The sequence below is a fragment of the Bradyrhizobium sp. cf659 genome (assembly GCF_900113725.1).
Taxonomy (GTDB): Bacteria; Pseudomonadota; Alphaproteobacteria; order Rhizobiales; family Xanthobacteraceae; genus Bradyrhizobium.
Genome location: NZ_FOQJ01000007.1, coordinates 249,608 through 262,913 on the forward strand (window position 1 = coordinate 249,608; position 13,306 = coordinate 262,913).

The 13,306-nt window shown below is 65.9% G+C and carries 9 protein-coding genes and 1 pseudogene; 8 read left to right on the plus strand and 2 right to left on the minus strand.

Annotated features, from left to right (window positions below; all coding sequences use genetic code 11):
• The first annotated feature begins 65 nt into the window (after positions 1 to 65).
• From BM118_RS26920 to BM118_RS26935, 4 genes and pseudogenes are all read left to right on the plus strand, one after another.
• Positions 66 to 461 carry a hypothetical protein gene (locus BM118_RS26920; RefSeq protein ID WP_177234721.1) on the plus strand — a complete coding sequence of 132 codons (396 nt, stop codon included), beginning with the start codon at positions 66 to 68 and terminating at the stop codon, positions 459 to 461.
• A gap of 154 nt (positions 462 to 615) precedes the next feature.
• A pseudogene (locus BM118_RS26925) lies at positions 616 to 2,274 on the plus strand (thiamine pyrophosphate-requiring protein); the annotation flags it as partial.
• 107 nt (positions 2,275 to 2,381) lie between these two features.
• A complete protein-coding gene (locus BM118_RS26930) occupies positions 2,382 to 4,871 on the plus strand; it encodes a GAF domain-containing sensor histidine kinase (protein WP_092188973.1) in 2,490 nt (829 codons plus the stop codon).
• A gap of 18 nt (positions 4,872 to 4,889) precedes the next feature.
• Entirely contained in the window at positions 4,890 to 6,593 is a 1,704-nt protein-coding gene (locus BM118_RS26935; RefSeq protein WP_177234722.1) for an alpha/beta hydrolase, read from the plus strand.
• 4 nt (positions 6,594 to 6,597) lie between these two features.
• On the opposite strand, the gene BM118_RS26940 is transcribed toward BM118_RS26935, so the two are convergent.
• The gene (locus BM118_RS26940) at positions 6,598 to 8,184 is read right to left on the minus strand and encodes an MDR family MFS transporter (RefSeq protein ID WP_092188975.1); all 1,587 of its coding nucleotides are present in this window, start codon (positions 8,182 to 8,184) and stop codon (positions 6,598 to 6,600) included.
• A 150-nt stretch (positions 8,185 to 8,334) separates the two neighbouring features.
• Positions 8,335 to 8,850, minus strand: a complete 516-nt coding sequence (locus tag BM118_RS26945; RefSeq protein ID WP_092188977.1) for a YcgN family cysteine cluster protein — start codon at positions 8,848 to 8,850, stop codon at positions 8,335 to 8,337.
• 294 nt (positions 8,851 to 9,144) lie between these two features.
• Between BM118_RS26945 and BM118_RS26950 the strand changes: the two genes are divergently transcribed.
• From BM118_RS26950 to BM118_RS26965, 4 genes are all read left to right on the plus strand, one after another.
• Entirely contained in the window at positions 9,145 to 11,430 is a 2,286-nt protein-coding gene (locus BM118_RS26950) for a transglycosylase domain-containing protein (RefSeq protein WP_092188979.1), read from the plus strand.
• Between the two features lie 9 nt (positions 11,431 to 11,439).
• Positions 11,440 to 12,018: a DUF1214 domain-containing protein gene (locus tag BM118_RS26955; RefSeq protein WP_027547263.1), complete on the plus strand. Its 579-nt coding sequence runs from the start codon at positions 11,440 to 11,442 to the stop codon at positions 12,016 to 12,018.
• The gene (locus BM118_RS26960) at positions 12,015 to 12,599 is read left to right on the plus strand and encodes a DUF1254 domain-containing protein (protein WP_092188981.1); all 585 of its coding nucleotides are present in this window, start codon (positions 12,015 to 12,017) and stop codon (positions 12,597 to 12,599) included. The genes BM118_RS26955 and BM118_RS26960 overlap by 4 nt, the downstream gene beginning before the upstream one ends.
• A 419-nt stretch (positions 12,600 to 13,018) precedes the next feature.
• Positions 13,019 to 13,297 (plus strand): metal-sensing transcriptional repressor, encoded by a 279-nt coding sequence (locus BM118_RS26965; RefSeq protein ID WP_092188983.1) that lies wholly within the window; start codon positions 13,019 to 13,021, stop codon positions 13,295 to 13,297.
• Positions 13,298 to 13,306: the final 9 nt, after the last annotated feature.

Here is a 13,306-nt window from a genome sequence, read left to right on the forward strand (position 1 = left end):
CACGCCGTCGTGGCTCGGCGGGCCATGCCATCGATCGTTGAACCAGAGCTGCCGAGAGGATGCGGATGAGAAGCGTGACGCTCTTGGCTCTCAGCCTCATGTTTGTCGGCACATGGTCAGACGACAGCGCGAGAGGCCAGACTTCGGTCGCGCCGCCGGTTTCGCTTGCTCCGCCCAAGGCATCGCCGCCACGGGCGAACGCCAAGAACTCCCCCGCAGCGTCCGACAGGGTGTCGTCGACACCAGCGACTGGCGGACCTCCACAATCGCCGAATCCTGCCGCTGACTATGACGGCTTTAGCGCCGTCGACGACAATGACACGCCGGAGCAGGCGACGCGACCCATGACGTCGCGCGCAGCAAAGGGCTCCAGGCCCAATCCGGATACGGCGCAGCAATCGATCGATCAAGAAGATGAAGCGTTAAAGCGTAAGCTGACGATCTGCAAAAGCTGCAAGTAGGAGACCGCGGCACCGAAGCGCCGACGCAATGGCTGGCGGGTCCGTGCGGCCGGACGCCGGCGCTGCATACCTGACCTACCGCCTCCTTCGCAGCCCCGCGCTTTACCCTTCCCCAAATTCCTGATCCTCTCTCCCCCAATCGGCCGGAGCAACCGGCCTCGCCAGGGAGAGAGACGCCATGAAGCTCGGCACCGCCATTGCGGAAATCATGAGGCGCGAGGGCATCGAGATCCTCTGCGGCTATCCAGTCAACCATCTGATCGAGCATGCGGCGAAGGCCGAGATCCGTCCCGTCATGGTGCGGCAGGAGCGCGTCGGCATCCACATGGCGGACGCGATCTCGCGCGTGACGTCGGGACGAACGATCGGCGCGTTCTGCATGCAGCATGGGCCGGGCGCGGAGAACGCGATGGGCGGCGTCGCGCAGTGCTTTGGCGAATCCGTGCCCGTGCTGGTGCTGCCGATGGGCTACCAGCGCCGGCTGGCGCACATCGAGCCGAACTTCAATTCCAGCGAGGCGATGAAGCCGTTCGCGAAGTCCTCGGAGCCGATCATCCTCGCCGCGGAAGTCGCCAACATCTTCCGCCGTGCCTTCACGAAACTCAAGAACGGCCGCGGCGGGCCCGTCATCGTCGAAATCCCCTCCGACATGTGGAACGAGGAGGTGCCGGAACCGCTGAACTACACGCCGGTGCTGCGCACCCGCTACGGCGCCGATCCCGTGCATGTGAAGGAAGCAGCCGCCCTGCTCGTCAACGCCAAACGGCCGGTGATCTATGCCGGCCAGGGCGTGCACTATGCGCAGGCGTGGCCGCAACTGAAACGGCTCGCCGAGCGGCTCGCCATTCCCGTCACCACCAGCCTGGGAGGCAAGTCGTCGTTTCCGGAGACACACCCGCTGTCGCTCGGCTCCGGCGGCCTTGCGGTGCCGCGCGCGGTGCCGAAGTTCCTCAGCGAGGCCGACGTCATCTTTGGCATCGGCTGCTCCTTCACCGAAACCAGTTTCGGTATCGCGATGCCGAAGGGCAAGACCATCATCCATTCCACGCTCGATCCCAACCATCTCAACAAGGATGTCGAGGCCAGGATCGGCCTGGTCGGCGATGCCGGCCTCGTACTCGATGCGCTGCTGGAGGAGATCGGCAAGACCGTCACGAAGGATCGCGACGCCTCCGCTGTGGCCGCCGAGATCGCGGCCTCGCACAAGGAGTGGCTCGCGAAATGGATGCCGAAACTCACCAGCAACGACGCGCCGCTGAGCCCTTATCGGGTGCTGTGGGACCTCCAGCACACCGTCGACATCAACAACACCATCATCACCCATGATGCCGGCAGCCCGCGCGACCAGCTCTCGCCGTTCTGGAAGGCGGTGGAACCCCTCTCCTATCTCGGCTGGGGCAAGACGACGCAACTCGGCTACGGCCTTGGCCTCGCGATGGGTGCCAAGCTGGCAAAGCCCGACAAGCTCTGCATCAATGTCTGGGGCGATGCGGCGATCGGTTTCACCGGCATGGATTTCGAGACCGCGGTGCGCGAGCGCATCCCGATCATGTCGATCCTGCTCAACAATTTCTCGATGGCGATCGAGTTGAAGGTGATGCCGGTCTCGACCGAGAAATATCGCTCGACCGACATTTCCGGCGACTATGCCGCGATGGCGCGCGCCTTCGGCGGCTATGGCGAGCGGGTGTTGAAGCCGGAGGACATCATCCCGGCGATCAGGCGCGGCATCCAGAAGACGAAGGAAGGCGTGCCGGTGCTGCTGGAGTTCATCACCAGCAAGGAGACCGAGGTGTCGCGGCCGGGCACGTGAGGCGGCCGGGTCTCGGCGGCAGGACCGCGGGCGCTGGCTCCGGCCGCAGAAGATATGATAATCCGGCTTGGTGCCGCGCACCGTCGCGACACCAAGCCGGATTGCGAATGACCACCCCTTCCAACGATGTCGCCGGGATCGACGAGCTCAAACGGCAATTGCAGTCGGCTGCAGCCGAGAACACGCGGCTGCGCGATCGGCAAAACGCCAGTGCCGAGATCTTGCGCACCATCGCGGCATCTCCCTCGGATGCCCGACCGGTGTTCGCTGCGATCGCGTCCAGCTCGAAGCGCCTGCTCGGCGGCTTCTCCGCCACCGTGCTTCAGTTCATCGGCGACGAGCTGCACCTCGTGGCGTTCACGCCGACCAGCCCGGACGCGGACGAAGGGTTGAAGGCATCGTTCCCGCGCCGGATCGAGGATTTTCCGACCTTTGGCCTCGTTCGCGGCGGCGAGACGATCCAGTTTCCCGACAGCGAGGCCGAGCACGTCCCGGAGCTGAACCGCAATCTGGCGCGGCTGCGCGGCTTCCGCAGCGTGCTCTTCATGCCGCTCATGAACCGGGGCACGGCGGTCGGCATGATCAGTGTCACACGCGCCGAGCCCGGCGCGTTCGCGCCCGATCTCGTACAGCTGCTCCAGACCTTCGCCGACCAGGCCGTGATCGCAATCGAGAATGCGCGGCTGTTCAGCGAGACGAAGGAAACGCTGGAGCACCAGACCGCCACCGCCGACATCCTGAAGGTAATGGCCGCCTCGCCGTCCGACGTGCAGCCGGTGTTCGACGCCATCGCCGCCAATGCCAACCGGCTGATCGGTGGCTTCTCTACGGCGGTGCTGCGCTATGTCGACGGCGCCGCGCACCTTGCGGCGTTCACGCCGACCGACCCGGCCGGCGATCGCGTGCTCCAATCCTCGTTCCCTGTGCCGTTCGCACGGTTTCCGCCTTACCAGCTTGTGGCCCATGGTGCGGCGGCGCAACTGCCCGACACCGAGCTCGAGCCGGCCGCACGCGACATCGCGCGCGCCCGCGGCTACCGCAGCATGCTGTTCGCGCCCCTGATGAGCGAGGGCGAAGCCATCGGCGTCATCATCGCCACGCGCCGGGAGACCGGCGCGTTCGGCGAGCACCATGTCAGGTTGCTCCAGACCTTCGCCGACCAGGCGGTGATCGCGATCAAGAATGTCAGCCTGTTCAACGCGACCAGGGAAGCGCTGGAGCGGCAGACCGCGACCGCCGACATCCTGAAGGTGATCGCGGCCTCGCCGGCGGACGTCACGCCGGTGTTCCAGGCGATCTCCGACAGTGCCAAGGCGCTCATTGGGGGACATTCCTCCACCGTCACCCGCCTCATCGACGGGATGCTGCATCTGGCTGCCTTCACCACCGACGTTGAGGCCGGCAACGCCGATCTGCTCAGCTCCTTCCCGGCGCCGCTGTCGGCATCGGGCATTCACAGCCGGGTGGCGGCAAGCGGGGAATATGCGTTCCGCAGCGACATGCAGAACGAAGCCGATCTCACGGACGCCATGAAGGAGCTGGCGCGGACCAGAGGCTATCGCAGCATTCTGGTGGTGCCGATGCTGCGCGACGGCGCTGCGATCGGCACCATCGCCGTGACGCGCCCTGAGGCCGGTCATTTCCCGGACAAGGCGATCAACCTGCTCAAGACCTTTGCCGACCAGGCCGTGATCGCCATCGAGAACACGCGCCTGTTCAACGAGGTGCAGGACCGCACGCGGGAGCTCGCGAGGTCGCTCGACGATTTGCGCGCAGCGCAGGACCGGCTGATCCAGACCGAGAAGCTTGCATCCCTCGGCCAGCTCACCGCCGGCATCGCGCATGAGATCAAGAACCCGCTCAACTTCGTCAACAATTTTGCCTCGCTCTCCGCCGAGCTGACGGACGAGCTGAACGAGGTGCTCGCGCCCGTTCCGTTCGCGGGCGACGTCCGTGCCGAGGTGGACGAGCTGACCGCGCTCCTGAAGGACAATCTGGGGAAGGTCGTGCAGCACGGTCGGCGCGCCGATTCCATCGTCAAGAACATGCTGCTGCATTCGCGCGAGGGCGGCGGCGAGCACCGGCTGAGCGACATCAACGCTCTGGTCGAGGAGAGCCTCAACCTCGCCTATCACGGCGCCCGCGCCGAGGCGCCGCAGTTCGACGTGACGCTCAGGAGCGAGCTCGATCCGGCGGCCGGGCAAGCCGAAGTGTTTCCGCAGGAGATCACCCGGGTGCTCTTGAACCTGATCTCGAACGGCTTCCACGCCGTCACCAAGCGCAAGGCCGAAGGCGGCGCGTCCGGTTACGAGCCGGTGGTGATCGCGGCGACGCGCGACCGCGGCGACACCATCGAGATCCGCATCCGCGACAACGGCACCGGCATTGCGGACGAGGTCAGGGAGAAGATGTTCAATCCGTTCTTCACCACCAAGCCGGCCGGCCAAGGCACCGGCCTCGGGCTGTCGATGAGCCACGACATCGTGGTAAAGCAGCACGGCGGCACGATCGACGTCGCGACGAAGCCCGGCGAGTTCACAGAGTTCACGATCCGGCTGCCGCGCAAGAGCAGCTTTGCGGAGAGCAACAAGGGATAGCGTCAGCCGGAGGATGCCTTGAAGGGTCTCGCGCGGTTCATTCGGCGGCAACTCCTCTCGCTGTCCGGCGTCGGCCTCGTGCTGGGCGCGCTATTCTTCGCGGCCGCACTGACGCCGACGCTGATCCCGCGGAGCTACCTCACGCAAGGTGTCCTTGCCGGCGGCTGCTTTGCGATCGGCTACTTCGCCGGCATCCTGTGGCGCCGGCTCTGGCACTATCTCGAGCTGCCCGAGCCTTCGGCGCGCGCGAGATCGATTGCGAATGCGCTTGTCGCGGCCGTCTGCTTGCTCGTTGTCATCGTCTTTCTGTGGCGCACCGCCGATTGGCAGAACTCGATCCGCGCCGTGATGAAGATGGCCCCGGTCGAGACCGCACATCCGCTCAAGGTCTGCGCGATCGCCCTGATCACGTTCGTGGTGCTGCTGGTGCTGGGGCGACTGTTCGCACTTGTCGCCCGCTTCCTCGCTGCGCGCACGAGGCGCGTCATTCCGCGGAAGGTCGCGAATGTCATCGGCGTGATCGTCGCAGGCCTGCTGTTCTGGTCGATCGCCAGCAATGTCCTGGTCCGCATGGCATTCAACGCGCTCGACTCCTCCTTCCGCGAACTCGATGTTCTGTTCGAACCCGAGCGGCCGCAGCCGGCCGCCTCCGATCGAACGGGAAGCCCGGCGTCGCTGGTGAAGTGGACGCAGCTCGGGCGCACGGGGCGCAGATTCATTGCCTCGGGTCCGACCGCAGCGGAGATCAGCGCCGTTACGGGAGGGCCTGCGCATGACCCCGTGCGCGTCTATCTGGGCCTCGCCAGCCGCGAAACGGCGCAGGCGCGCGCCAGGCTTGCGCTCGAGGAGCTCAAGCGCCAGCACGGCTTCGAACGAAAGGTCCTGATCGTCATCACGCCGACCGGCACCGGCTGGATCGATCCGGCCGCGATGGATACGGTCGAATATCTCCACCATGGCGACGTCGCCAGCGTCGCGATGCAGTATTCCTATCTCAACAGCCCGCTGTCATTGATGTTTCAGCCCGAATACGGCGCGGAGGCGGCGCGCGCCCTGTTCGCGGAGATCTACGGCTACTGGACGACGCTGCCGAAAGACAGACGGCCGAAGCTGTATCTGCATGGGCTCAGCCTCGGCGCCTTGAACTCGGAAAAATCCGCGGAGCTGTTCGAGACGATCGGCGATCCCATTGCCGGGGCGCTGTGGAGCGGGGTGCCGTTCGAGAGCCGCATCTGGCGCTCGATCACCGCGAACCGCAATCCGGGGACGCCGGCCTGGCTGCCGGAATTTCGCGACGGCCGCTTCGTGCGTTTCATGAACCAGAACGGACCGACGGTGCCGACAGATGCGCCCTGGGGTCCGATGCGCGTCGTCTATCTGCAATATGCCAGTGACGCGATCACGTTCTTTGCCTACCGCGACGCCTATCAGGCTCCGGCCTGGATGAAGGCGCCGCGCGGGCCCGACGTATCACCCGAGCTGCGATGGTATCCCATCGTCACGATGCTGCAGCTCGCCCTCGACATGGCGGTCGCGAACGGCACACCGATGGGCTTTGGCCATGTCTACGCACCCGAGCATTACGTCGATGCCTGGGTGGCGGTTACCGATGTCCGTGATTGGTCTGCCGACGCGCTGGCGCAGCTCAAGCAGCAGCTTGCTGCGAAAGCGCGGAAGACGGGCGCAGGCAATGCCGACGATGATCCCGATCGCGGCGGCTAGGCCGCTACTCGGCCATCTCCACCTGCGTTGCGACGGTCGGGCCTGCCAGCGGCCGCTCCTCCATCATGATCAGGCAGAGCGAGGCGGTGGTCATCAGCGCGGTGGCGGCGCCGAAGACGTAGCGGAACGCGTGCCGCATGTCGTCGGCGGGTATCGCAGGGATGCTGCCTGCCGCGTGATGCTCACCGGCGAGCGGAATGTCGGTGCCGAGCGCGATCAGCAGGATGGCGGCGAAAGCCGCGACCGTGAACGAGGACATCAGCGAGCGGAAGAAGTTCATCGCGCCGGTGATGGTGCCGACCTGCGGACGCGCGACCGAATTCTGCAGCGAGACCACGCAGACCGGGAAGGTCGTGCCGAGCCCGAGCGCGAACGCGGCCATCAGCGTCAGCAGGCCCCAGAGCGGCAAGGTGGTGAGCGTCAGGCCCAGCGCGCAAATCGCGGCCCAGGAGGTCCCGACAATGGCGACGCGCTTGTAGTGCTTGGCTCGCGCCATGGTGCGGCCGGCAATCGCCGCGCCGCAGGTCGAGACCGCCGCGAGCGGAATCAGCGCAAGCCCCGCCTCGCTGGCGCTGAGATGATAGACCGACTCGTAGTAAAGCGGGAGCTGCACGGTGAGGCCCGTGATCGCGCCGAGCCCGCAACCGCCAGCCGTCAGCGCGAACGGCGCCACCGATCCCGTCAGCAGCTTCAGCGGCAGGAACGGCTCATCGGCGCGGCGCGCGTGCCAGACGAAGGTGACCGCGAGCGCGACAGCGCCGCCCACCATCGCAAGCACGGTCGGCGAGAGCCAGGCGTAGCGCGTGCCACCCCAGGTCAGCACCAGCATGAAGACGACGGCGGAGGCCATCAGCAGGACACCGCCGAGCCAATCGACCTTGCGCTTGCGGTGGAACACCGGAATCTTTTTCATCTTCGGCAGCAGCATCGCGATCGCCGCGGCGGAGAGCGGCAGATTGATCCAGAAGATCATCGACCAGTGCAGATGCTCGGCGAACACGCCGCCGATGACCGGGCCGAGGATGCCGCCGACCATCCAGACGCTGGAGAAATAGGCCTGGTACTGGCCGCGCTCGCGCGGGCTCACGACGTCGGAGATCACCGTCTGCACCACAGGCATGATGCCGCCGCCGCCAAGCCCCTGGAGGCCGCGCGCGAGAATCAGCATCGGCATGTTCGGCGCGATCGCGCACAGCACCGAGCCCGCCACGAACAGGCTGAGCGAGATGATGATCATGACGCGGCGGCCGTAGATGTCGCTGAGCGTGCCGAACACCGGCGCGACCGCGGTCGAGGCGAGCAGATAGGCCGTGATCACCCAGGACAGGTTCGAGACGTCCTGGAACTGGCGCCCGATGGTCGGCAGTGCGGTCGCGACGATGGTCTGGTCGAGGGCTGCCAGGAACATCGTCAGCATCAGGCTGATCACGATGGTGCGGACCTCGTCGGAGGTCAGCGGCACCGGCGGCGCGATGGACGGCGCGTCATCGACGCTGATGACCTCGCTCGGAAGGCGGGACAGCTCTTCGGCAATGTCGTCGGGCAACGCCTGGATGTCGGCAGAACTGCTCTGCCGGTCGAACTTGTTCATCTCGATCGGAAGCCGTGGGGCGGCGCAACGCCGCGAGGGATTCGTTCTATGCGGCCAATGTAGACAGCAAAGTTCTTCCCAGGCAGGCACCGCGGCGCATGGGTGCATCCCGCCGCCGGGTCATCCCGAACACGTGATCCGTACGGCGGATCAGTCCTTCGGACGTCGCTTCAGGCGCGCCCGTTTCGGCAGCAGGGCCGGCCATTGCACGATGTGGTCCTCGAGATCCGCGTCCGGGATCTCCTCCTCGCTGCCCTCGACCCGGCCGCGCACGGAGACGCCGGCTTCATGCACGGTGTTGGGATCACCGGATACCAGAGGATGCCACCAATAGAGGTCGCGCCCCTCGGCGACGAGCTTGTAGCCGCAGCTCGGCGGCAGCCAGTTCAGGGTGCGGACATTGGCCGGGGTCAGGCGGACGCAGTCCGGAACCTTGTCGGAACGATTCGGGTAGTCCTTGCAGCCGCAGGTCCCGGCATCGAGCAGCTTGCAGGCGACATGGGTGAAATAGATGTCGCCGGTGTCCTCGTCCTCGAGCTTGTTCAGGCAGCAGCGGCCGCAGCCGTCGCACAGGCTCTCCCATTCGTCCCCCGACATCTCTTCCAACGTCTTGGTTTTCCAGAAGAATCCTTCCTGGCCTGAAGGTCGTTTGGGAGCTGCGGTCATGCGCCTCAACAAGGGTTCGAAAGAGCTACGGCTGACCCCATCTAGGGCGTGCGGCTGGGATGCTGCAAGCAACCCCTCCGAGCGGCCCGTAATGAACCGGGGTCAATTAGGCCTGTTGTTCAAAATCGTGAGCCTGACCATTGGTTTATAGGCCCTGCTCGGCTAGAAGGAACAGCAAGTCCCCTCGGACGCGAACCGGGCGCCTTGGGTTTGCCGCAACATTCCCTCAAGACGTCTCGATGCCGCCCCGGCCGGGTGCTTGAACGGTTTCGAACCGAGCCTCAAGGGTTCTAGGTGCGCCAGATCATACCACCGCATTGGAAGCAGAGGGTCCGGAATTTCTTCCTGGACCTCGATGCGCGCATCGACTCCTCGCTGTTCTCCTCGGCCAAGGGCATCCGCGAGCTCTACGAGCGCTACTCGACCTTCATGGACCGCTTCTATGTCGGGCGGTGGAAGCGCTGGGTGTTCATCGAGCCGCTGTCGGAGGCCGCAACCCTCGGCCTCGGCGGCCTGGTCGTCATGCTCACGCTCGCCATCCCCGCCTTCCGCGAGACCGCGGACGAGGACTGGCTGAAGAAGTCCGATCTCGCGGTGAGCTTCCTCGACCGCTACGGCAACCCGATCGGCAGCCGCGGCATCAAGCACAACGACTCGATCCCGCTGGAAGATTTTCCTGACGTGCTGATCAAGGCGACGCTGGCGACCGAAGACCGCCGCTTCTACGAGCATTTCGGCATCGACATCGCCGGCACCGCGCGCGCGCTCGTCACCAACGCTCAAGCCGGCGGCGTCCGCCAGGGCGGCTCCTCGATCACGCAGCAGCTCGCCAAGAACCTGTTCCTGAGCAACGAGCGCACCATCGAGCGCAAGGTCAACGAGGCGTTCCTCGCGGTCTGGCTGGAATGGCGCCTGACCAAGAACGAGATCCTCAAGCTCTATCTGGACCGCGCCTATATGGGCGGCGGCACCTTCGGCGTCGACGGCGCGGCGCATTTCTACTTCAACAAATCCGCGCGCGACGTGACGCTGGCGGAAGCGGCGATGCTCGCCGGCCTGTTCAAGGCGCCGACCAAATACGCCCCGCACATCAACCTGCCCGCTGCGCGCGCCCGCGCCAACGTCGTGCTCGACAACCTCGTCGATGCCGGCTTCATGACCGAGGGCCAGGTGTTCGGCGCCCGCCGTAACCCCGCCTTCGCCGTCGACCGCCGCGACGAGGCTTCGCCGAACTACTATCTCGACTACGCCTTCGACGAGATGCGCAAGCTGGTCGACACCTTCCCGAAGTCGTACACCGAGCGCGTCTTCGTGGTGCGCCTCGCGATGGACGCCAACGTGCAGAAGGCCGCGGAAGACGCGATCGAGAACCAGCTGCGCCAGTTCGGCCGCGACTATCACGCGACGCAGGCCGCGACCGTCGTGTCCGATCTCGACGGCGGCATTCGCGCCATGGTCGGCGGCCGCGACTACGGCGCCAGCCAGTTCAACCGCGCCACCGACGCCTACCGCCAGCCCGGCTCCTCGTTCAAGCCCTACGTCTACACCACCGCGCTTCTGAACGGCTTCACGCCGAACTCGATCGTGGTCGACGGCCCGGTCTGCATCGGCAATTGGTGTCCGCAGAACTATGGCCATTCCTATTCCGGCGCGGTGACGCTGACGCAGGCGATCACGCGCTCGATCAACGTCGTGCCGGTGAAGCTGTCGATCGCGATCGGCCAGAAGGAGCAACCGAAGGCGCCGAACCCGGCCAAGATCGGCCGCGCCAAGATCGTCGAGGTCGCCCGCCGCTTCGGCCTCAAGGCGCCGCTGCCCGACACGCCGTCGCTGCCGATCGGCTCGGACGAAGTCACCGTGCTCGAGCACGCCGTCGCCTACGCGACCTTCCCCAACCGGGGCAAGTCGGTGACGCCGCATTCGGTGCTGGAAGTGCGCACCGGCGCCGGCGACCTCGTCTGGCGCTGGGACCGCGACGGCCCGAAGCCGAAGCAGGCCATTCCGCCGAACATCGCCGCCGACATGGCCGGCATGATGAGCCACGTCGTCAGCGAAGGCACCGCGCGCCGCGCCGCGCTCGACGGCATTCCGACCGCGGGCAAGACCGGCACGACCAATGCGTATCGCGATGCCTGGTTCGTCGGCTACACCGGCAATTTCACCTGCGCGGTCTGGTACGGCAATGACGACTATTCGCCGACCAACCGCATGACCGGCGGCTCGCTGCCGGCGCAGACCTGGCACGACATCATGGTCGCGGCGCATCAGGGCGTCGAGGTCCGGGAAATTCCCGGCATCGGCATGGGCCAGAAGCTGCCGCCGCAGCCGATGGCCGCGCAGGCCAATGCCGCGCCGAAAGTGCTGGAGACCAAGCCCGGTCCGCCGCCCGTTCTGACCAAGCGCGGCGCCGACATCCTGGTGCGCGTCGAGAAGCTGCTGGATGACGCGGCCAAGACCGCGAACAAGTCGGCCGCCAATGACGGCAAGCCTGCCAAGCCGGCCTCGTCGACGAGCGCGCTCGCCTTCCCACAGAACTATGCGGAAGAGAATGCGAATGCATCCGCCCCGCGCAAGAACTGATCGAAACCCGTGCGGCTGATCCTGACCACATTGACGGCCCTCCTGCTCGCGACCGTAGTGGGCGTCGGCGCGACCTGGATGACGACGACGCGCGGCACCGAGATCGGCGCGCTGACCATCGGTCCCTGGACCGCGCGCCCGCGCACCGGCACCGCCGACGTCGATCCCTATTCGCGCGCCACCATCGTGCGCAACGGCGAGCTGCCGATCGGCACCGGTGACGGCGTCGCCTTCACCGCCACCGCCGACGACAAGAAGAAGGCGCTCGACGGCCGCTGCGACGTCGTCGTCTCCGGCGTGACGCCGCCGGCGCGGTTCTGGACGCTGACGCTGTACGACCGCAAGGGCCATCTCGTCGCCAATTCGCTCCAGCGCTACGGCTTCACCAGCCAGGAGATCGTGCGGCAGTCCGACGGCACCTTCGAAATCCGGATCGCCTCGCGCTCGCGCGCCGGCAACTGGCTGCCGACCGGCGGCATCGAGCGCTACGCGCTGATGCTGCGCCTCTACGACACCCCGGTCGGCGTTGCGACGCGCACCCAGCGCGATGCGCCGATGCCGACCATTTCGACGGTGGGCTGCTCATGATCCGGCTCGTCTTCACCATCGTTGCCGGTGTGGTGCTGGGCCTCGTCGTCCATCTCGTCAGCGTGCTGGCGCTGCCGCGGATCGCGACGCAGGACGCCTATTCGCGGCTGACACCGATGACGAAGCTCAACGGCGTCACCCAGCTTCCCCTCGCCGATCCCAACACCTCGCCGATGCCGTTCATGGACCCGGCCTTTGCGCTGGCGATCTGCCGCTACGACCTCACGGGCGGGCCGATCAAGCTTACCGTGCCGGTGAGCCAGGCCTATACGTCGGTGTCGTTCTACACCCGCAACGAGATCGCCTATTACGCCATCAACGACCGCTCCGCGGGCAAGAAGGTGATCGAGCTCGACCTGATGACGGAAGCGCAGCACAACGAGCTGCCCGAGGACGAGGAGATCACCGCGGCCGACCGCCTGATCATCGATTCCCCTGCTGCCACCGGCCTGATCGTGATGAAGGCCCTCGCCGCCGAGCCCGGCCTGATGCCGCAGGCGCAAGCAACGCTTGCGGCGGCCACCTGCGCACCGCAGACCGAGCCGCCAGCCAAGGCCGAGACGCCGCGCGGACGGCGGTGAGCAGGCTGTTAAGGCACGCTCAAAACAAAAACTGAAAAAACAACCCCATGCACAGTAGCGCGGGCATTGAAACTGTTAGCTAATTTTAGCGACCCATCAGCAGCAGCGCGACCTCAGCCACGAGACCATTTTTGTCGCCTTTGACTCGTCGGGCAAAACACTGGCAGAATGGCAAGATCGAAAAGTTCGTAACACCCGCGCGGAGCAATCCGCTGCGGGTGTTTTCATGTCGGAGCCTCGCTCGTGCAGCCACGATGCGAACAGCGAGGCATCGCCTGCTGACGGCACAGCGAGCTACTCTCAGCAGTCAGGTTGAAAGGAAAGCGTCGCGGCCCTCTTGCGTTGCGGCAATCTGCCCGGCTCGAGGGCTTGGCGACGCAGTTGTTATGAGGTATCCCCTCCCAGGGGATAGGATTATCATGACGCAGCACATCCACGAAAGTCACCCGGACATCGTCAAGCGGCTGAAGCGCGCCGAGGGTCATCTGCGCCGGGTCATCGGCATGTTCGACGACGGCCGGTCATGCCTGGACCTCGCGCAGCAACTCCACGCCGTCGAGAAGGCGATTTCCGAGGCCAAGAAAGCCCTGATTCACGATCACGTCGATCACTGCCTGGACACGGCCGCCAACGGCGGCTCGGGCAAGTCGACGAAAAACGTCCTCGCCGAGTTCAAGGCGATCTCGCGATACCTCTAGCGCGGAGTC